18 protein-coding genes are annotated in these 21,630 nt (G+C 40.3%); 8 read left to right on the top strand and 10 right to left on the bottom strand.

Features of this window, described 5'->3' with window-relative positions; all coding sequences use genetic code 11:
• The first annotated feature begins 1 nt into the window (after position 1).
• Complete coding sequence (locus LNTAR_RS28395) at positions 2-376, top strand: DUF1016 N-terminal domain-containing protein (protein ID WP_052607280.1); 375 nt, start codon at positions 2-4, stop codon at positions 374-376.
• Positions 377-897: 521 nt separating this feature from the next.
• Here LNTAR_RS28395 and LNTAR_RS00910 read toward each other — a convergent pair.
• The 5 genes from LNTAR_RS00910 to LNTAR_RS26975 form a co-directional block, all read right to left on the bottom strand.
• Positions 898-1,725: a PGAP-CTERM sorting domain-containing protein gene (locus LNTAR_RS00910; protein WP_238527697.1), complete on the bottom strand. Its 828-nt coding sequence runs from the start codon at positions 1,723-1,725 to the stop codon at positions 898-900.
• Between the two features lie 480 nt (positions 1,726-2,205).
• Positions 2,206-2,673, bottom strand: coding sequence for an endo-1,4-beta-xylanase (locus tag LNTAR_RS00905; RefSeq protein WP_007276722.1), 468 nt, complete (start codon positions 2,671-2,673; stop codon positions 2,206-2,208).
• Between the two features lies 1 nt (position 2,674).
• Positions 2,675-3,409 (bottom strand): DUF1559 family PulG-like putative transporter, encoded by a 735-nt coding sequence (locus LNTAR_RS24815; RefSeq protein ID WP_007276721.1) that lies wholly within the window; start codon positions 3,407-3,409, stop codon positions 2,675-2,677.
• On the bottom strand, positions 3,406-4,740 hold the full coding sequence (locus tag LNTAR_RS00895) for an MFS transporter (protein ID WP_007276720.1): 1,335 nt from the start codon (positions 4,738-4,740) through the stop codon (positions 3,406-3,408). Before LNTAR_RS00895 ends, LNTAR_RS24815 begins: the two co-directional genes overlap by 4 nt.
• A 227-nt stretch (positions 4,741-4,967) precedes the next feature.
• Complete coding sequence (locus LNTAR_RS26975) at positions 4,968-5,228, bottom strand: hypothetical protein (RefSeq protein ID WP_157473110.1); 261 nt, start codon at positions 5,226-5,228, stop codon at positions 4,968-4,970.
• Positions 5,229-5,569: 341 nt separating this feature from the next.
• On the opposite strand from LNTAR_RS26975, the gene LNTAR_RS28390 reads away from it, so the two are divergent.
• Positions 5,570-5,752, top strand: a complete 183-nt coding sequence (locus LNTAR_RS28390) for a helix-turn-helix domain-containing protein (RefSeq protein ID WP_083799905.1) — start codon at positions 5,570-5,572, stop codon at positions 5,750-5,752.
• 41 nt (positions 5,753-5,793) lie between these two features.
• Here LNTAR_RS28390 and LNTAR_RS00890 read toward each other — a convergent pair whose 3' ends face one another.
• Complete coding sequence (locus tag LNTAR_RS00890; RefSeq protein ID WP_007276718.1) at positions 5,794-7,038, bottom strand: hypothetical protein; 1,245 nt, start codon at positions 7,036-7,038, stop codon at positions 5,794-5,796.
• 749 nt (positions 7,039-7,787) lie between these two features.
• Here LNTAR_RS00890 and LNTAR_RS00885 point away from each other — a divergent pair.
• Positions 7,788-8,630, top strand: a complete 843-nt coding sequence (locus tag LNTAR_RS00885) for a transposase (protein ID WP_007276716.1) — start codon at positions 7,788-7,790, stop codon at positions 8,628-8,630.
• Positions 8,631-9,847: 1,217 nt separating this feature from the next.
• Positions 9,848-11,176 (top strand): group II intron reverse transcriptase/maturase, encoded by a 1,329-nt coding sequence (ltrA, locus tag LNTAR_RS00880; RefSeq protein ID WP_007276714.1) that lies wholly within the window; start codon positions 9,848-9,850, stop codon positions 11,174-11,176.
• A 150-nt stretch (positions 11,177-11,326) separates the two neighbouring features.
• Here the strand turns inward: ltrA (LNTAR_RS00880) and LNTAR_RS00875 are convergent, their stop codons facing one another.
• The 3 genes from LNTAR_RS00875 to LNTAR_RS26970 form a co-directional block, all read right to left on the bottom strand.
• A complete protein-coding gene (locus LNTAR_RS00875; RefSeq protein WP_007276713.1) occupies positions 11,327-13,054 on the bottom strand; it encodes an arylsulfatase in 1,728 nt (575 codons plus the stop codon).
• A 778-nt stretch (positions 13,055-13,832) separates the two neighbouring features.
• Entirely contained in the window at positions 13,833-15,173 is a 1,341-nt protein-coding gene (gene ltrA, locus LNTAR_RS00870) for a group II intron reverse transcriptase/maturase (protein ID WP_007276687.1), read from the bottom strand.
• 2 nt (positions 15,174-15,175) lie between these two features.
• Positions 15,176-15,352, bottom strand: coding sequence for a hypothetical protein (locus LNTAR_RS26970; RefSeq protein ID WP_007276686.1), 177 nt, complete (start codon positions 15,350-15,352; stop codon positions 15,176-15,178).
• 640 nt (positions 15,353-15,992) lie between these two features.
• Between LNTAR_RS26970 and LNTAR_RS00865 the strand changes: the two genes are divergently transcribed.
• From LNTAR_RS00865 to LNTAR_RS00855, 3 genes are all read left to right on the top strand, one after another.
• Positions 15,993-16,628, top strand: coding sequence for a prepilin-type N-terminal cleavage/methylation domain-containing protein (locus LNTAR_RS00865; RefSeq protein WP_007276712.1), 636 nt, complete (start codon positions 15,993-15,995; stop codon positions 16,626-16,628).
• A gap of 87 nt (positions 16,629-16,715) precedes the next feature.
• Complete coding sequence (locus LNTAR_RS24810; protein ID WP_007276711.1) at positions 16,716-17,351, top strand: prepilin-type N-terminal cleavage/methylation domain-containing protein; 636 nt, start codon at positions 16,716-16,718, stop codon at positions 17,349-17,351.
• Positions 17,352-17,541: 190 nt separating this feature from the next.
• The gene (locus tag LNTAR_RS00855; RefSeq protein ID WP_007276710.1) at positions 17,542-19,596 is read left to right on the top strand and encodes a serine/threonine-protein kinase; all 2,055 of its coding nucleotides are present in this window, start codon (positions 17,542-17,544) and stop codon (positions 19,594-19,596) included.
• A gap of 19 nt (positions 19,597-19,615) precedes the next feature.
• Here LNTAR_RS00855 and LNTAR_RS00850 read toward each other — a convergent pair whose 3' ends face one another.
• Complete coding sequence (locus LNTAR_RS00850; RefSeq protein ID WP_007276709.1) at positions 19,616-20,038, bottom strand: hypothetical protein; 423 nt, start codon at positions 20,036-20,038, stop codon at positions 19,616-19,618.
• Positions 20,039-20,181: 143 nt separating this feature from the next.
• On the opposite strand from LNTAR_RS00850, the gene LNTAR_RS00845 reads away from it, so the two are divergent.
• Positions 20,182-21,606 carry a sulfatase family protein gene (locus LNTAR_RS00845; RefSeq protein WP_007276708.1) on the top strand — a complete coding sequence of 475 codons (1,425 nt, stop codon included), beginning with the start codon at positions 20,182-20,184 and terminating at the stop codon, positions 21,604-21,606.
• Positions 21,607-21,630: the final 24 nt, after the last annotated feature.

Here is a 21,630-nt window from a genome sequence, read left to right as displayed (position 1 = left end):
CATTAGTGATCTAATAAGTTCTTCCCGACAAGAAGTTCTTCGGCACGTTAATTCCAAGCTGGTTTTAACTTATTGGGGGATTGGCCAACTAATAGTTGAAGATGAGCAGGGTGGTGAAGCCAGAGCTGAGTACGGCAAGGCTGTTTTGAAGGATTTAGCTAAAGATTTGACGACTCGTTTTGGTAAGGGTTTTGATCTTACTAATTTAAGGAAGATGAGGCAGTTTTATCTTACGTTTCCAATTCGAGACGCAGTGCGTCTCGAATTGGGATGGACCCACTACAGGATCTTAATGAAAATTGAGTCATTAAGTGCTCGTGAATGGTATATGAACGTAGCAGTTGCCTCAAATTGGAGCACGCGAGCTTTGGAATGATGAGCTCGTCTGAGACGCTTAAAAAATATTTTTATATAACTAATTTACAGTAGTTTATGCAAAAAGAATAACGCTAAATTTGGCGTGTAAATTTGCACTAATAAAAATTAGCGTATTAATTATCTCCGAAAGAGGTAAGCTCGTCTAGGTAAGCTCGTCTGAGACGCTTAAAAAATATTTTTATATAACTAATTTACAGTAGTTTATGCAAAAAGAATAACGCTAAATTTGGCGTGTTTATTTGGAGTAGGGTTAGGCCTTTTACTTTGATTTCTTGCACGCTCGGACCAATGGCGCTTGCGAATCCATAAAAGTAAAATCTGAATACGCTTAAAAAATATTTTTATCTTACTTATTATCATTTGTTTATATAGAAAGAATAGGGTGGGTCGCTGCGCTCTAATTTTTAATTCTAAATTTTGAATTTTTAATTGCTGATTCAGCAGTAGAAGTTGAGTCATATAAAACACAGTTACCCATTGCGGCAATGAGTTGATTCGAGAGGCAATGAATTTTATATATCAGGCTTTTGCGGTTCTCGCCATTAACTTATTTTTAAGAGCTACAATAGCCGCAAATAACATTAGAGCAAAGATTGGTGGCGTAGGGGCCCCAGGTGCCACGACTTCTATGTCATCGGGGTAAAAGTTTTCGTCTAGGTTTTGTGAGGGGTTTCTAAATTCAAACATGAAAAGTACATTGCCCTTACCGTCTTTCCCAACTTGTATTTCTTGTGAGGATATTTCATTAGTCAAAACAGCTACCGCATGTTCAGAGTCAGACATGGTTGCAGAGCCACCATCAGAAAAAACATTGGCTAAACCATTATCATATTCTAAAGTTAAATCTGTATTTTCCGATAAACCTATACCTGCTAAATCGTCAGTAAAAAAGTTATTGTATTGATTGTAATCAATATCATAGGAAGTGATAAACCTTTCTTCTTCCAGGCGTGTGTCAAAAAGTCCATTAGCTGTATACCAATCCAAAGTAAGTGTGGCTGAGTTATAGCCATTTCCCGTCATTAAGAAGGACAGTGTACCTGTGTCGGTGAGACCTTGGCTATTAGACGTTTGAGCAAGCATTAAATTCCCATAACCACCTGACCCACTACCTATGATATCATCTACAGTAACTCTCAAGTGTGCATATGGATCAACAGAGTTTTCTAGAGAAAGTTCGAAATCTACGTAAGAACCATTTCCCATGTAGAGAGTATTGTCGGAACCGCCAGAGCCAGGTATGTCGGTAGACGTATTGAAAATGGCGCCACCTTGTCCCGCCAATGCATTTTCATCAACTAAACCTGTGATCTCGTAACTCAAGGTATTGTCTTGGGCTTGTACCATAGGGCTGATCAATAAGAATAAAGTGAGTGTGCATAAATATGCTACTACAGATCTTGGGGGTGATTTTAAAGTTGATTTAAGATGAAATTGCTTTTTTAAAAAATCACTTGTTAGAAGTTTGATAATGGACATTATTTACTCGATTTTGTTATAAAAAAATAAGCAAATTGACAGCTAGGATCTCGTCCTTATATGTAAGTTACTGTTTGTAAGTAATTTATAAAATATCAGGCAGTTCATTGGTGAGCTTTGTTAACAAATTTGATACAAAAATTTTTATTAATTGTGCATATATTTACATGAAAGTTTTTTGCGCGCGACGTAATGTTTAATGATGAGCCCCTCGGTTAGGTAGGAGTGAGACCGCAGGTGAGCTCGTCTGAGACGCATTAAAAATACGTCTGAGACGCATTAAAAATATTTTTATCTGATTAATAACAAATTAGTTACACAAAAATAAGATGAGCTCGTCTGAGACGCTTAAAAAATAATGGCCTCATTAACCACGTCCCATGATTGAATTTTATTGCCATAACGCTTGTGTAATGTGGTGATATGAAAACGCATGCGTTTGAGCAATTCATCCTTGCTTACAGTTTCACCCTGATCATCTTTAAATAACCAATCGGGATTCTGATTATGCCAAAACAAGACATGTCCCACGACTTGCATGTTATTTTTGTGAGCAAAATTCACGAGGGCATCGGCGAACTTAAAATCATAGACGCCTTTTCGAGGATTGATAGCATCCCACTTCATGGCATTTTCGGCAACTAGGCTATTGAATTCTTTTTGGATAAGAGCTTCAAATTTTTCTGGATTTTGGATGAGTTGTTCTTGGATATTTATGGCACTTCCGATACGAAATTTATCTTTAAAAGCTTCTTTGAGGGAACTTGCGGTTAAACAAAAACTTAAATTTAAAAGTAATAGAGTACGTATAAGCATTCTAATAATTTCCTTTCCAATAATCATTACCATAAGCTTCATACTTAGCAAAAGCACTCGATTCTCTTTGCCATGAAACATGACCATCGATAAATAAACTATTCACACCATTGGTATGTCGAATACGATCAAATATATAAAATTCATTTAAATTAGAACTTGATAAATCATTACTAAAGCCCAAAACAGTTGTGCGTGCATCAGCGCTTAAGGTCGTAAGAGAAGGCTTGTCAATGGAGTTTGGATCAGGGTAGGTGATATAGAGTCCTTTCCAATCTAAGGTGCCATCGTCAGCAAGAAAGAGGTTCATACCGTAACCATAAACATTATTTTTATCAGCGCCGTACAACATCTGATCAATATCCGCATTGTTACAGTGTAAGATATTGGTTTCAGCCATTGGGTTATTATTAACTTCAGTAGGTTTATTATATCCCCAATCTGCTTGGCCTATATAAGGACCTAGAGGTGTCCACCAACGAGCCGCACCATTGTAGTTCCCACCGAAAGAACTTTTCTTATCCCAAGGTGCGGGGTAAGTTCCCCAGTCATCATTATACATGGAAAAGGCAATGGACTGTTGTTTTAGGTTGGATTTACAGACTGCGGTCTTGGCTTTTTGGCGAGCGCTGCCCAGGCTGGGAAGTAAAAGCGATGCTAAGATCCCGATGATTGCTATAACAACTAAAAGTTCTATGAGGGTGAATCGCTTTTGAGTATTGTAAGTAGACTTCATGATTTATCCTCTTTAGATGAAAGTTCAGTAATAATCTTTTTGTAGAGAGGGCCATCAATTTTATAAAACATGAGTACGATAAAACAGAGGGTGGAGTAAACCGCAGGTACAATATTGAAGAGCCAGCGTATGGTTCTATCCGCACTTTCGGTGAGTACCGTATTAGCTTCATAACCACTTAAGAACATGGCGTAAGCCGCCACGCTACCTGCTAATGCCATGGCAGATTTTTGCATAAAAGAGAAAAAGGCAAAAGGAATACCTTCTGAACGCTGACCCGTTTTCCAGTGGCCATACTCTACCGTGTCGGGTAACATGCCCCACTGAGCGATAGAGCAAAACATCATGGCAAATGAACTTATACCCGAGACTGCAAAAATAAGTGTGAGTTGATCATCGGGAATGAAATGACGTGATAAAGAGAAAATAGCGACTCCAAGACTCGCCCACATAAAGGTTTTGAGCTTACCAAAACGCTTAGTAATAAAGGGGGTGACCAAGGCGCCTAACATATTGGCTGGGAGCATCACCATAAAGAAAGTAGATTGTAGGTCGGCGTTACCCAGGACGTATTTAAAGTAATAGAGTGCAACAGCGTTGCCGGTCACCCAAACTGCGGTATTGAGTAACATAGCGCCAGCTAAAACGAGTAAGGCATCATTTTTAAAGATGATGGGAATGATATCTTTGAGATGGTACTTCTCCGCGGGTACTTCGACACGTTCTTTAGAGAAGAAAAACGAAATCCATAAGAGGATGACTGAACTCGCACCCAGGACACAGGCCGCTACAAAGAAACCTTGCTGTTCAGTGGCAAATAGATTGACGAAGGGTTTGACACCAACGCCAATGATCCCGAGGGCAATGACTACGGCAAAAAACATTCGATAGGTAGAGATAACGGCGCGTTCTTGTTGATCTTGGGTCATAACCGCACTTATGGATGAATAGGGCAATGCTACGAGGGTAAAACAGATACCGTGGGTTATGTAGGTTACATAGGCGTAAATCACCTTGCCAGTATCGGAGAGCTCGGGAGTGTAAAAACAGGCGAGTAAAATGAGATTGAGTGGGATAGCACCAAATAATATGTAGGGTCTAAAACGACCCCAACGAGATTTGGTATGATCGGCAATGAAGCCCATGATGGGGTCATTGATCGCATCCCAGATTCGAGCTACTAAAAAGAGTCCTGCCACATGAGCGGCTGAAATCCCAAAGACATCAGTATAAAAATAGGCGAGATAAAAGCCAATGAGTTGAAAGTTGAGGTTAATCCCCAAGTCACCTAGGCTATAGCTAAATATATCTTTTTGTTTTAAAGCTAACATAGAACTCTCCTAATTAGAGGAAACTAAGGGTTGACAGAGCCGAATACTATTTTTTTTAGTGAAAGCAGGCCTTTTATTTGAGGCATCAAATTCGACGAGCGTGAATACATTTTTCCACATGAATAATCCTTATGTTTAGTTATCTCAATATTGATAAACATATAGCTATTCAAAAAGATCATCAATTATAATAAATGGTTAGTTTATTAATCAAAATGAAACATCGATTAGGATTGACTTGCTAAATTATCTTCATCGTTTAGCAGGCTGCTTGCCGTACAGAGTCCACGCATTGATTTCACAACAGGGTTTAAAAGCGTAAATAGAATTGCTGACGCGTACTCGAGGTAGTGTAATTTACGACGTGGATCATCTTCCGAGGAATGTCGAGGGTGATGCTTAAGTTCCTTAGTCACAGACTTTCGGAACTCGCCAAGTAAACACCAAGGCTTCAGGTCACGTTCTTCTATTTTATTTATCTTACTCATAGTCAAGAAGATAAGGCGGTATAATGATAATTATAGTTGTTATTTATCGCTGTTAATCAAGGTGTTACATCCGTGGTAATCTAGGTTTCCACAGTGTTACATAGGCCTATGTTTTGGGTTTGAAGCCAGCCGACACCCTTGTTTAGGCAATATGGATAACTACGGCGCAATAGGAGGCTCGATAGGTTTTCTAATAAGAAAATCGCGAATTTTGACTCTCTTATCGCAGCGCTGAAAAACATTCATGTTTTTTCTCTGTGACTCCTCAGATTAGAGCATTTTAGATGCCGAACACTTCTGAGAGTCAAGCATTCAAAGGGGGATCCGTTAATTAAAAAAAAATTCTAAAAACTACACCTCACCAATACATCAACGATATTCGCATTGATAAGGCCTGTGGATACCTACATCACTCAGAGTTAAATATAGAAGAAATTGCAAGCATGACGGACTTTCAAGACAGATATCACTTCTCTAGAGTTTTTAAGAAATTCATTAAAGCATCACCTTCAAAATTTAAATAACCTATCAATGTGTATGGAGACGATCGATGAAATCAACCAAATCATTGCTTTAAAAAGTATTGATGATTCTGCCAGTTTAAGCCTTTTAATTTGTTCACCATTTCTTCATAAGGCGTGCCATCATCTCGGATAAGACCTTGTTTTAAAGTCCCCCCTCCCTTATTTTTCTTAAACCGATCGATGTATTGACATCGGTTATAACCAATCATAAAAGGTAGTTTCATCGCCTCGAGATAACTGAGATAACTTTGAGAGGCAATCTCTTCATTTTCTACTGTTTTCCACATGATTTTTTTAAAATCTTTTGTCTTAAAACTAACAGCGTGATCACAAATGATAATCGGTTTTTTCATTTCTTTGTACAGTTGCTCAAATTTGGCATGATTAAAATGTTCTTCACTTGGTTGTACTGATATTACATCAATATACGGCAAAGCCTCTTTAATCACATCATAGACCAGCGACCTTCCTGCATAACGTTCACCAAAAATGAGTGAATTGGGATAAAGTTTTCTGGTAATAGGTCCAATATGAGAATAGACTTCTCTTGCGATCATCACTAAAAACTCCTGATCATTGGCGGCATCCCCCCTATTTTTCAAGTACTTTTCATATTCTTTTTTGCCCGCACTCCCCTCTGGTAGACTCCGTATGGCATCTACCCAAGTACGGCCCGCCACCTTTTTCGTATCCTTCAAATCCCAACTAGGCATATCCGACCAGTAAATCCCAATCATAAATGAATTTTCCCCATAATTTCTTTTCATCCTTTCAAGGATAGCCGTTGATTGTTTCTTCCATTCTGAACTAAAAACGTCTGGAAACTCAACTCCCTTTCCTCTCCAGTAACTTATCTTACCCGTTGGATAGGAACTGGCCATAAAGGGAATCCTGACTCTCGTACTTGAATCGTGATCATAGTTCAAGCTATTAAAACCCCAATCATTAAAATTTTTAAATATTTCATTATTTGCACAATCCATACTTCCACTACAATGATGTTCCAGATAATCAACTTTTGAGTCCTGTTTACTGCTTACATTCATTGTGTGAGTCAATCCAATATTTAAGAAAGCATAACCATCAGGAGTGATTAAAAAAGACTTCCCCTTGTATTGATCCAAATAAAAGTATCCCTTAGCCTTCTTTTTAATATTTAGGTAACCACCATATTTATCAAAGCTCTTTGTTTTTGAAAAAAGTTGTTCATCAGTTGAATGAAGATTAATAGACATAAATATTACTAGTGCAACTATAATTGAAAATTTTTTATTTAAAGTTCCCATTTGACGTCCTTTTATTGTTTAGTTCAAGGTCATATATTTTATTATAAGACTAAGTGTTAAGTCTAGAAATAGCCGAGACTATCAAAGCTGTATCTAGAACTGTCATTGCTTTTTTTTCTAAAGCCAGGTAGTGTGATTCTACAATCTCTCTAAAGGCCGCAGGTGATAATAGGCGAGATAAAAGCCAATGAGTTGAAAGTTAAGGTTACCCCCCCCCAAAATCAGCTAGGCTATAGCGAAATATATCTTTTTGTTTTAAAGCTAACATAGAACTCTCCTAATTAGAGGAAACTAAGGGTTGACAGAGCCGAATACTATTTTTTTTAGTGAAAGCAGGCCTTTTATTTGAGGCATCAAATTCGACGAGCGTGAATACATTTTTCCACATGAATAATCCTTATGTTTAGTTATCTCAATATTGATAAACATATAGCTATTCAAAAAGATCATCAATTATAATAAATGGTTATTTTATTAATCAAAATGAAACATCGATTAGGATTGACTTACTAATGGATGAGCTCGTCTGAGACGCTTAAAAAATATTTTTATATAACTGATGAGCTCGTCTGAGACGCTTAAAAAATATTTTTATATAACTGATGAGCTCGTCTGAGACGCTTAAAAAATATTTTTATATAACTAATTTACAGTAGTTTATGCAAAAAGAATAACGCTAAATTTGGCGTATAAATTTGCACTAATAAAAATTAGCGTATTAATTATCTCCGAAATGAAAGGAGATAAAAATGAAACGCCGATATGATTTGGAAAGTGATGTGGTTTTCTATCACGTTATTATCAAGGTGCCGGATAATACCTTAGGCAATACGGCTTATGCCTTTGATCATAAGCATAAGTCTTATTTACGTGATTTACTTTTCTGGTTGGAAAGCATTTATGAATTAGAAGTGATTAACTACTGCATAATGAGTACGCATGCTCATTTCGTAATACGCAAGGAACGTGAATCTAAACTGAGTTTCAAGGATGTAGCCTACCGCTTTAAAAAGTATAAGTCACTCAAAGAAGTTCCCGATGCTAGAACTTGCGAAGTACGCAAATTTGCTAAGCGTTTAAATGACCTTGGGGATTTTATGGGCAACCTACAGAAGCGATTCACAGCCTGGTATAATCAACAATTTGAAAAGCGTAGAAGAGGGCAGCTTTTTAATCATTGTTACAAAGCAATTCAGCTCAAGAATAGTAAAGCCTTACTAAGGTGTTTGCAATACATCGAACTCAATCCAGTTCGAGCTCATATGGTGAACAATTCAGCGGATTATGAGTTTTGTTCTTTTAGTGAAAGTAATAGAAAAACTAAGCTGGGCTTAATTATGAAGAATAAGCTTATTGCAGCATTAAATGAATTTGGCTTTGGTGATTTAAGTGATGCAGAAGTATACAAAATCTATTCTGATATCTTATGTGATTTAACTTTATTTAAGAGCGAAGAATACAATCGAGACCCAGAGCTAAACTTGATATACTCTCAGAGTTCTTGCTGGTCTACCGGACGATCAATATGCCTTTTAAAAGATAGTTTCATTATCGAGAAAGATAGAATTCATAAAGAAGTATTTATTGCTTAGAGTGATTTCTTGCACGCTCGGACCGATGACGCTGCGATCTAATTTTAAATGTTGAATGTTTAATTGAGGGAACCACTAATCCACACTAATTGACTCTAATTTTTCTGTGTACTTTCGTGTTTTTCAGTGCTTAGATTCTTACCACTAATAACTATCAACTAGTAACTCAGCGGAGCGTTCACTCAGCAAAGCGGTCTTTCTATCCGCAATTGCCAAGCAGGAGCTTGGCGGTCCCAGGGTGGAGCTCCAATTTTTAATTCTCAATTTTTAATTTTTAATTATCTGAGTGATGAGCTCGTCTGAGACGCTTAAAAAATAATTTTTAATTATCTGAGTGGTGAGCTCGTCTGAGACGCTTAAAAAATATTTTTATATAACTAATTCACAGTAGTTTATGCAAAAATAATAAAGCTGGGTCGCTGCGCTTAAATTTTTAATTCTTAATTCTTAATTTTTAATTGAGGGAACCACTAATCCACACTAATTGACTCTAATTTTTCTGTGTACTTTCGTGTTTTTCAGTGCTTAGATTCTTACCACTAATAACTATCAACTAGTAACTCAGCGGAGCGTTCACTCAGCAAAGCGGTCTTTCTATCCGCAATTGCCAAGCAGGAGCTTGGCGGTCCCAGGGGGGAGCTCCAATTTTTAATTCTCAATTTTTAATTATCTGAGTTAATCAGTGAAATCTGTGGATGAAGTGTTGTCCGCAATTGCCAAGCTGGAGCTTGGCGGTCGTGCGCCTGAGAGCGCACACAATCAGTGAGGTGAAAGTCCTCATCAACAAAGGCTGATTATGTTGTAGTCGAACCTAACTGCGTTGTCGTGAGGCGGGGTGGAGAGCAAGGCAAGGCGAAGCAGCAGTCCGTAGGATGACGAACTCGATTCGGCTTTATAGTACTGGCGAGCCTGCGATCGCGTGGCGAAGCTTGGAACGGAATGAAAATAATAATAATAAGGAGTAATTCTGAAGATCCTCTATGCTGAATATCAGCGAGTAGCAAAGCAGTAGAGGAAGTCTATAGAGTGGTTGGAGACGGAATGCGGTGAAGGTTGTGTGACGTTAATTAGGGAGATCTGCATGTGCAGTGCAATAAGGCATGCAGAAGTCAGAGCTCTCATAGTAGCGAAGAAGGCGGTGAAAGCTGTTAGAGCGAAGGAGAGTAGGAAGATGAAACTGAGAAGAAAAGAATGAAGGAGTGAAACAATTGTCAGAGATGACTAAACATACATGGGAGCACTTAGGGCGCACCGAAGAAATTCGTGCGTGGGCCTCGACTTCAGTCTGGACAGATCAGATGCTGGGAACTCTTGAAACAAGAGTTGAAGGTAAGAAATGGTATAGCTTAATAGATAAAGTAGCGCGAGAAGTAAACCTTATAGAAGCTTGGGAATCTGTTCGTGCAAACGGCGGGAGTCACGGGGTGGATATGGTGAGCTTGGATCGTTACGAATCAGAGCTAGAGCACAATACAAAGCAATTGATGAAGCAACTGCAGGCAGGGACTTACCTGCCACAATGCGTTCGCAGGGTAGAGATCCCAAAAGCAGATGGTAAAACGCGTGCTTTGGGAATACCGACCGTGCGCGATAGAGTTGTTCAGACTGCGCTCAAGAATGTTATTGAACCGATATATGATGTGGATTTTTCTACACAAAGTTTTGGTTTTCGTCCGCAACGTGGATGTAAAGATGCGCTTCGGCGTGTTCATCATCTACTTACGCAGGGACAGCTCTACGTCATTGATGCGGATATTCAAAGTTACTTTGATATGATACCGCACGACAAACTCATGGAACGAGTCAAAGAGAAAATAAGCGATGGCAAGACCCTAGATCTTATAGAAGCTTTCCTCAAAGCAGGAATATTTGATGGGATCAAGGAGTGGGAGCCCGAGAAAGGGACTCCGCAAGGAGGCGTAATTAGCCCACTACTTGCCAATATTTACCTCAATGAATTCGACCACAGGATGACAGCGGCTGGCTTTGAAATCGTAAGGTATGCGGATGACTTTCTGGTGATGTGTGATAATGCGAAATCGGCTAAGCGGGGCTTGCGCAAAATCAAGCGTTGGATGAAGGCTCATGGTCTGAACCTCCATCCCGATAAAACCCGAATTGCCGACATGAATCAGCAGGATGAGTACTTTGAATTTCTAGGTTATCACTTTGAGCGCTCGAAAAGAACGGGCAGGATAAATAGGTGGCCAAGAAAACAGAGTATGGCTAAAATGAAAGACACTGTGCGAAAGCATACGAGGCGTTGTAACTGGCAATCGGTAGAAGAAATCATTAAAGGTCTCAGGCCTAGTCTCAAAGGTTGGTATGAGTACTTCAAACACTCAAATCGTTGGGCTATGCTCGAAGTTGATGCTTTCTTTCGTCGAAGGTTACGAAGTATTATCGCTAAGTACAATCGTAAGAAAGGTTCACATCGCTTTATAGATAACAGGAAATATACCAAGAAATACTTTGCAGAGCTAGGGTTCTTTTCACTGGAAGAGGCTTGGCTATTGGAATCTCAGTCTCTTCGGAGTAAGCATTGACCGGAGAGCCGTATGCGGGAGATCCGCACGTACGGTTCGGAAGGAGGGGAGGCTCCGCAAGGAGCTTTCCCTACCCTTATCCAGGGGGGCGCTCGTTCCGAGCTTAGACTGTAGGAGAGTGATCTATTCCTTAAGAGATAATCATATTGTTTATTCGATAAGTTCTACATAACAGTAATAAGCTGACATGAAGCTGCCGTCGGTCAATTGAAATTCGGTGACGAGTTCAGAGAGTTCCTGTTTGAGTTCTATGGTGAAACTTATTGACTTATCCTGAGTAGATAGCTTGGTACTTCTCTTTTGTCCTTGTATTTCAAGGTGGGCCGATTGCGCATGGATGATTTTGCCTTTGACTCCGCCATCGGAATTGATGGGTTTATCCAGTTCTTTGGGCCAACGACTGAAAGTTATTTTGTATTTTCCAGCTTCAGCAACTTTGAGCATCCATTTACCTCGAGTTTTCATCCCTTGTTCAACCTGGCGATGATTCCAGGGGGTTTTTGAACTTAAAAGATCATGGCTGGTGAGTGTGAGGGGGTTTTCTTTTTCAGAACCAACAATGATTGATGAGTTGAGGTGATGGTCGGCAGAAGTACTCATCCAAAATTGTTCATAAGTCTCTCTTAAACGAGCAACAATTTCCGGGTGTGATTTAGCAATGTCGTTCTTCTGTTCAGGGTCACTGCTTAACTTATAAAGTTCTTTGCCATCCACGAGTCTCCAGTCCTTGTACATGACTGAGCAGCGGCGCCATTTTTCGGGTGTCACAAGACGTTGGTTTTCCACGATTAAAGTTCGCTCAGCTAAGTTATTCTGCTGCGTATAAATTAAATCTTTGAGTGAGCTTCCATCAAGCTTAGGCGTATCGCTTTTTAAAGAGATCATATCGATGAGAGTGGGCAGGATATCGATATGTGCACTTAAGGTGTTAATGTCGCGGTTGCCACCGATTTTACCGGCAGGCCAGCGCATAAAAAAGGGGACGCGATGACCTCCTTCGTATTGCGAGCCTTTTTGCCCTCGCATATTAGCGGTGAAACCTAGTTTTTTCTTAGCTTTTTTGTCGTAGACAATACCTTTAGCTGAGCCGTTATCTGTGGTAAAAATGACCAGAGTATTTTCATAGAGTCCTTCGGCTTTTAGAAATTTTTCGAGCTTGGCAAAATTGTCGTCAATATTTGTGACCATGCCATAAAATGCGGGCTCCGCAATATTTGGGTTGCCGCGATAGGGGGCTTCGTATTCTTCGGGGCAGTTCAGTGGTGTGTGCGGTGCATTCGGAGAAATATAGGCGAAGAAAGGACGCGATTTATTCTTCTTTATAAAGTCAATGGCCTGATCAAACCAAATGTCGGTGCAGTAACCCTCAAACTTCTTCCACTTGCCATTCACTAAATAAGTATCGTCAAAATAATCGTTGCCGAAATAATCAGGAGTCTGATGAATTCCACCGGCACCGTGAATCACCACCTGATCAAAACCACGATCTTGGGGACGGAAGGGGTAGGAATCACCTAAGTGCCATTTGCCGAAGATACCGTTAGTGTAGCCATTATCTTTGAGTACAGAGGCCATGGTTTTTTCTCTACTGCGGAGCATATTCCGACCATTTACTGTATGCCATACGCCATTGCGTCCCGAATACCGCCCCGTCATAAGTGCGGCTCGAGTAGGGGCACATGTGGGGTCCACATGATAATTATTGAGTCTTAAACTTTCACTGTGAAATTTATCGAGATGAGGAGTTTTAATCCAAGGATTTCCATGACAAGCTAAGTCACCATAGCCCTGATCGTCAGTGATGATTAGAATGATATTGGGCTTGTCAGCCATTAAAGAAAGACTTGTAATAAATATAATAAAAAGAGTTTTGAACATAAGGAACCTTAACTTAGATAATTGACACTGCAGTGAATTTACAGGATGAGACGCTGCATTGATAAAATAATGGACATCAAACTCAAACATTTGTCTAAAAAACAATTTCGTAAATGTATACAAATTAAAATTACCCGCCATGGGTGCGCCAAGCACTAGTTTGGCAATTGCGGATAGAAAGACCGCTGGGCTCAAAGATCGTTCGCGTTGCTCACTGCAGATCGCTCATTACATTCGCTGCAGATCGGGCTTTGCCCTGCAGATCGCTCATTACATTCGCTGCAGATCGGGCTTCGCCCTGCAGATCGCTCATTACATTCGCTGCAGATCGGGCTTCGCCCTGCAGATCGGCTCGAAGAGCCTGCAGTTACCTGCCACCTGTCATTTTAGTGCCAATTAGTGTGGATTAGAGCACTATGCCGTTCCTTCAGAACTCGTGATTTTCCTTGTTTCACATATACCTAGCTCTCACGAGCTAGGCTAATTTATACCGTGCTTTCAGAACTCGTGATTTTCCTTGTTTCACATATACCTAGCTCCACGAGATAGGCTAATTTATACCGTGCTTTCAGAACTCGTGATTTTCCTTGTTTCACATATACCTAGCTCTCACGAGCTAGGCTAATTTATGCCGTTCCTTCAGAACTCGTGATTTTCCTTGTTTCACATATACCTAGCTCTCACGAGCTAGGCTAATTATAAGGGTAGGGAAGACTCCTTGCGGAGTCTCCCCTCCTTCCGAACCGTACGTGCGGTTCTCCCGCATACGGCTCTCCAGTCAGTGCTTACTCCGAAGAGACTGAAATTCCAGTTTCCAGGCTTCCTCCAGTGAAAAGAAGCCTAGATCTGTAAAGTAGGCTTTATTGTATTTACGAGTATCAATCATGCGATGAGAACCTTTCTTGCGATTATATTTGGCTATAATACTGCGCAGTCTTCTGCGTGTAAATTCATCTATACCTCGCATTGCATACACAGTGGAGTGCTTGAAGTATTGATACCATCCGAGAAGATTTGGCCGAAGGTAAGCAATTATGTCCTCTATTGAGTCCTTATTGCTTCTCCTCGTTTTCTTGCGTATGGCATCTTTGCATTTCTTCAGGCTCTGCTTCCTTGGCCAACGTTTAATGCGATGTGTATTTCGCGTTCTCTCGAAATGGTATCCGAGAAACTCGAAGTACTCGCACTTCTCTGTCATGTCGGCAATTCGCGTTTTTTCTGGATGAAGTTTCAGCCCATTGGCTTTCATCCACCTTCGCGTTTTGCGCAATGCCCTTTTGGCTGATTCTTTACTTTTACACATGATCAGGAAATCGTCTGCATAGCGCACTATCTCGAATCCAGCCTCGGTCATCTTGTGATCAAAGAGATCAAGATAGATATTTGCTAACAGAGGACTGATAATTCCTCCCTGCGGTGTACCTTCTTCAGGTTCCCAATGTTTGAGACCATCAAAGATATTGGCTTTGAGGAATTGTTCGATCAGATCAAGAATTTTACCATCAATGATCTTTTCCTTGACTCGACTCATGAGTTTCTCATGTGGTATAGTATCGAAGTAGCTTTGGATGTCGGCATCCATAACATAGAGATAGCCCTGCTTTAACAATTCATTCACTCGTCTAAGTGCATCCTTGCAACCCAGCTTTGGACGAAATCCAAAACTGTAGGGCGAGAAGTCGATATCGAATATCGGCTCTATCACATGTTTCAGAGCTGTTTGAACTACTCGATCACGCACTGTGGGTATTCCCAAAGGTCTGGTCTTTCGACCATCACCTTTTGGGATTTCCACTCGGCGCACTGCACTGGGATCATACCTTCCATCTTGCAGTTCTTCGAGAAGCTTAGCATTATTATACTCCAGCTCTGATTCGTAGCGCTCGATTGATACCATGTCCACTCCATGTTTGCCCTTATTTGAACACACTTTCTCCCAAGCCTCCATAATATTATTCTTACGCATCAGCTTATCTGATAAGCTGTACCACTTGCCTCTTTCAACTCCTCTATGAAGAGTTTTCAGCATCTGATCCGTCCAGACAGAAGGTGACGCCCACGCTTGTATTTCAACAAAGCGTTCATCTCGTCGTAATATTTGTTTAGCCATTTCTGACATTCTTATATTCCTTCTATTCTTTTCTTCTCAGTTTCACCTTCCTGCCCCCCTTTGCTCCAGTGACTTTCACCACCTTCATCGCTACTATGAGGGCTCTGACTCCTGCGTGGCGGATTAATCCGTACTGCCCACACAGGTCTCCCTACTTGATCCACAACACCTTCACACCATTCCGTCACCAAACACCTGTCAGCGTCTATACACCGCTTTTCTTTCCGCCTTTCTTCAGCGTGTATAACTTGAGCAGTTGGCTTACTTCGCCCTCAGGCTACGCAGCTCTTCCTCCCGCTCTCTGGTCTTCGCCATGATATAGCAGGCTCGACACCCTGACCGGCCGAAACGCGTTCGTCATCCTACGGACTGATATTTCGTCTAGGCCCTACTACCCACCCCGTTTCACAACGACGCAGTTGACTTCGACTACAGGGCTGACGGTCAACCCTGACGAGGTCTTTCACCTCGCTGATGTTGTGTACGCATAGGCGTACTATACCGTGCTTTCAGCACTCAAAAGTAAATCTAATTCATCGCCAGATTAATAGCTTGGCAATTGCGGATAAGACTTCATCCACAGATTTCACTGATTAACTCAGATCATTTAAAATTTCTATTAAAATTATTAAACCGCCCGCGGGGGCTCCCCGCATCCCGCTGATAAGCGATAAACATTATAATAGTAAAAGCCAAAAGAAAAATCACTTGAGCTTACCGACTGAGTATAAATTTTATGATGAGTCTTTTTGAAATTATTTGAGTGATTTGTCTAAACTCTCATAGATCTTTCGTCTTCTGTTTAAACTAATCTTATTGAGAGGCATAATGAAAAAATTTACACTGATAGAATTACTCGTGGTGATCGCCATAATCGGTATTTTATCGTCCCTACTTTTACCAGCTTTAGGAAAAGCTAGAAAGAAGTCTCAGACGACGGTTTGTATGAATAAACTCAAACAAATTTCCATGGCTGCCTTTATCTACTCAGAAGAGTCCGATGATTATGCCCCCCTCAATGAGGGAGGGAGTCCTTGGGGTAGAAAACTCTCTCTGAATAATTATTTACCTGAAATTGATATAAGCAATAAGAGTAATATCTACAGCTGCCCAGAGGGTGCCGATTTAATTGATTACTGGGGGATGAATTATGCCATGAACTGGCGTCTTGGCTATGATAATGGAACAGATGAACAAACTGGGTTCCACGAGAATTTTTCAATTTTGAGTACTCATGCGTCTGAAACTGTCTTTTTTATGGATGCTTACAATAATAATGCAATCATGTGGAGAGGTGGGCTCGATGAAAATGCCGTTTATAATACTGGACCAGGCTTAAATGTGGCTCGCCATGCAAATAAGGGTAATGTATCTTTTCTCGATGGTCATGTAGAGTCGCGTACAGGTGAGCAGTGGCTGTATATGGGTTCAGTTACTGACTCCGATGAAATCTGGAAGCCATAAGTTTTTTGATATAATTTAACTTTTTTTGTCTAAACTTATTTCTTCCTTACGTCTCAGCTTATATATTGAAGCTAACTGAGAGATGTTATGAAAAAGTTTACACTTATAGAATTATTAGTCGTTATTGCCATTATCGGGATTTTAGCCTCGATGCTTTTACCCGCCTTGGGCAAAGCCAGAGAACGTTCACAAGCAGCTGTCTGTGTGAACAAACTTAAACAGATTAGTCTAGCCGCTTTAATGTATTCCGATGATGAGGATAATTTTGCGCCCATAAATGAAAATAGTGACCCTTGGGCGAAAAAATTATCGATTAATGACTTTTTGCCCGCGATTGACCTCGACGATACTTCGAACATATATAAGTGTCCAAATGGAGCGGATATAACGGATTACTGGGGGATCAATTACGGGATGAATTGGCGACTGGGTTGGGATAATGGCGTTGCTGTGCAAGAGGACTGGCATGCTAACCTGAGCTTAGAATCAACTCACGCTTCCTCAACAGTATTTTTTCTCGATGCCTATAATAATAATGCTATCCTCTGGAAAGGCGGTTTAGATGAAGATGCCGTTTATAATGTAGAAGAGGGGTTTCGCGTCGCACGTCATCAAGGTAAAGGTAACGTGGCATTTATAGATGGCCACGTTGAAGCGACTTCAGCAATACAGCTGCTTTATATGGCCTCAAAGAATTACCGAGATGATACTTGGACACCCTAATATCTCTTAGTTCTCGATATAATATCTGAACTTGTGTACGGGAACTCATTATTGTGAATAAATTTCTTTTTTAGAGTACTTTACTTGAACAAAGACTCAAAGAGCCTTTATCTTTAGCTGTACTATATGAGTGAAGCATTCGTTCTATTCATTCATCTTATTAGCTTTTAAAAGTGAGCCTTACGCAATAATGGACCTTTCAAAGAAATTACAGAATTTAGATGAATTAGAAAGCGAATTTAGTGAACAACTAAATTTAAGAGATCTATACGACTTCACGAATTTAGATGAAAATGAAATGTGTGAAGTCACACCTCTCTTAAGTTCCTTGCGCATTGACCGTCAACGTTATGGAGAAGTTCTATCTTCAGTGAGTGGAGGTGAAAAAAGAATTGATCGCGTTTATGATTTTTGCGCAGGTCGCGAAGTTGCCTTAGCGAGCTCCCTAAAAGAAGACAATCAAATAGATTACGAAGACTTTTTGCGAGAAGCGCGAATCACTGCTCGTTTACAACACCCTAATATTATGTCGATTCATGACATCGGACTTAATGATCAGGGCCAGCCTTTTTTTACCATGGATTATATTTCTGGGCAAAGTTTAGGACAGCTCATTAAAAATCAGGCACTAAACAAGTCGCCTAAAATCAGTTTAAATGAACTTTTAGATATCTTCATTAAAGTTTGTGATGCCATGGCCTATGCCCATTCCAGGGATGTTATCCATCTCGACCTCAAGCCAGATAATATAAATGTGGGTGACTTTGGTGAAGTAATTTTGTATGACTGGGGCTTGGCAAAAATTGTTAATACTAAGCCCACACCCACCAACTCTCACCAGGAAATAGAGGACCTCGAAATCCTTAATGATTTAACTCTCTCTGGGCTCATTAAGGGAACTCCTGGGTACTTGGCACCCGAACAAATTGGTGATGATTGTGAAAAAAGTACTTTGACCGATGTTTATGCTTTGGGCGCCATTCTTTACACCATACTTAGTACAAAAGCACCTGTAAACGCAGATGATTTAGAAGAACTCATTTGCAAAACAAAGCAAGGGCTCATTATCCCTCCAGAGCAGATGTCACCGGACCGAAATATCCCGGCTAGCTTGAGTGCGGTGGCGATGAAAGCTTTATCCCTTGAAATGAGTCATCGTTATCAATCAGTGGATGAACTTCGTGAAGAAATTGTAAAATTTAAAGATGGCTATGCAACCGAGGCTCAGCATGCGTCAACTTGGGTACAGATTCAACTCTTACTGAAGCGACACCAGAAAACGGTAAGCCTAAGTTTTATCTTTCTTTGTCTACTCTTTGTTTTTGCCATTTACTCATTCATACGCATTAGTTCTGAAAAGAATCAGGCACTCCTTGCACAGCATAAAGCAGAAGAAAATTTCCGCCTCTATAAGATTGAAAACGAACTCAAACAAAAGCTTGATAAAGATTTGCGTTCGGTCGTGCACCAAAGTTCGCTTGGTGGACATTACGAAACGACACGGATCATGATTGAGTCAGTGGATAAAGCCCTATCGGATCCCGATAGCGACTTAGATAAGAATCAACTTTCGAGTTTTAAAGGAGACTTACATTTTACTCTGCAAGAATTCAATCAAGCAGCAAAATCCTATGAGGGCTTAAATACAGAGCTCCACAAAATAGCGAGTGATTATGCAAAGATAAAAAGTGATGATCAAGCTCTTTTGACTAACCATCAATTGGGTGATTTACTAGAACGTTTTATCAGTTTTCAAGATAAGCACGTGGCTTACCAAACCTTTTATTATCACGTCCTGCGAAGTACAGATGATTCGCCGCAATCATATCTAAAAGCCGTTAAAAATATTTTAGATTTACTCAACAATGTGGCCCACTGGACTTACGAAGGCTTTGACTTGGAGAGTGATCAGTCGGGGCACCTCAGCTTGAGGGGGGCACCTTACCAAATGTATATTTTACCGATTGCGACAGAAAAACCTTTTAATGCATTGAGTCCACTCAAGGTAAATTCACTCGACCTCAGAAATAGTCGTACCGATGATCTTGAGCGGCTCTTGGGCCTAAAACTACACACCATAGATATCCGTTGGACTAAAGTTAGATTCGAAAAATTTCGACTTCTTCAGGATAGGGTTGACCTAAAAAAAATAATTATTATCCCCGGACAATTTGACGCTAAAGACCTCAAGCAAATGCGTAAGAATATTATTGTCGAAGAAAGAAAAGGCCCGGATCAAAAGTAGACTCCGAGCCATTTCTTATTTAAATATTTTGTGAAGCATTTTTAGCTTCCCAAGTTCGCTTTCCTTGTTCGTGCAATTGTGGATCTAACTCATGTAAGATTAAGGCAATTTTTTCATATGCGGCCTTTCTTTCATTAAAAATATTCTTTAATTCTTCGTTTTGATTTATGAGCTTAGGGAGAGACTTGCTTAATTTTTCCCAGCGTTTATCTGCCTCAATTTCTTTTAATTTCGGTTCAATGATCATCGCGTGTGTCATGAGTTTTTGACTTAATTCTTTTGTTCGAGCATTGAGTTTGCTAAGTTCAGTATTGTTTTGACTATGTTTTTCCATAGATTGCTTGCGCATTTCTTTATATTTTTCATTTTCGCTTTTGTAATCAGCGGCAAAAATAGTGGCCGAACTCGTGAGGCATAAAATAGCTAAAGTAAGTTTTTTCATTTTGTAATCCTTATTTTTATCAACCCGTTTTGGGTCAGTTAGAATGATAAGACTTCTCCAAGTACTAATTTTAGACAAGGACTGTCCAAAAAAGTGGTTTCATTGAGTCTGTTATTAAAGAGAACATTAATTTAAAGGACTTTATGAAACGCTTTTTTTATCTTCTAGCTATATTTAACTGTGTCTTGCTAGCGGCAGAGAAACCCAACATTTTATTTATTTTTGCAGATGACCAAGCTTACGAAACCATAGGTAATCAGACGGAATGCCAAACCCCGCATCTCGATAAGTTAATGAACGCAGGAGTGAACTTTACCCACGCTTATAATATGGGGGCATGGAATGGTGCCGTTTGTGCTGCGAGTCGTGCCATGTTGAACTCAGGAACATTTGTCAACAGGGCGCAGAAGGGGATTCGGCAATACCCCCATTGGTCAGAACTCATGTCTAATGCGGGTTATAAAACTTACATGACGGGGAAATGGCATGTTCCGGGTGCACCTCGTTTTGATGTGGTCAAAGATCCACGACCTGGAATGCCGAAACAAACTGAAGAGGGCTACAACCGTCCCTTAAACCCCGAAGCTTATGCAAAGGGCTGGAAACCCTGGGATAAGTCTAAAGGCGGCTTTTGGGAGGGGGGTGTACATTGGACAGAAATTGTCACCAATCATGGTATTGACTTTATTGATGAAGCCAAAAATGATGACAAACCATTCTTTATGTATATCGCTTATAATGCTCCCCATGACCCTAGACAAGCTCCCAAAGAATTTGTGGATATGTACCCCTTGGAGTCAATTTCTGTACCAGAAAATTTCTTAGCTGAATATCCGGATAAAGAGCTGATTGGCTGTGGACCGCTGCAGCGTGATGCACGCCTAGCACCCTTTCCTAGAACTGAGTATGCAGTGAAAGTCAATCGCCAGGAATACTTTGCCTGCATTAGCTACATGGATGCTGAAATTGGAAGGCTACTAAAAGCCTTAGCGGATTCGGGTCAGGCAGATAATACCATTGTGATTTTTACTGCAGATCATGGCTTAGCCGTAGGACGTCATGGCTTTATTGGCAAGCAAAATATGTATGATCATAGTGTTCGCGTTCCCTTTCTAATTTCGGGGCCTGGAATCAAAAAAGCTCAAAAAATATCAAGTCCAATTTACCTCCAAGACGCCATGGCCACATCTCTTGACTTAGCGGAAATTAATCCACCTAAGCATATCGAGTTTAAAAGTCTGTTGCCCCTCATTCGCGGAGAGCGCAAAGTTCAATACGAGCGTATTTACGGGAAATATATTGATCATCAACGCATGATCACGAAAGGCGACTGGAAATACATCGTTTACCCTCATGCCAAGAGAGAGATTTTATATAATCTCCAGAAAGATCCCAAAGAATTACAGGACCTCTCCAATAAGCCTGAGTATGCCTCTATATTGGCAAGTCTTAAAAAAGACTTAAAAGTCTTACAGAAAGAAATGGGAGACGATTTTGATATCGAAAATCCACTACCTTTCTGGGATCCCACGATCAAGAAAAACAAAAAGCGTTCGGGAAGTCATTAGTAGTGATAAAAGACTAAATTGTGC

The organism is Lentisphaera araneosa HTCC2155 (genome assembly GCF_000170755.1).
Taxonomy (GTDB): Bacteria; Verrucomicrobiota; Lentisphaeria; order Lentisphaerales; family Lentisphaeraceae; genus Lentisphaera; species Lentisphaera araneosa.
Note: the sequence above shows the minus strand (reverse complement) of the source record. Positions and strands in the feature narration are given on the sequence as shown.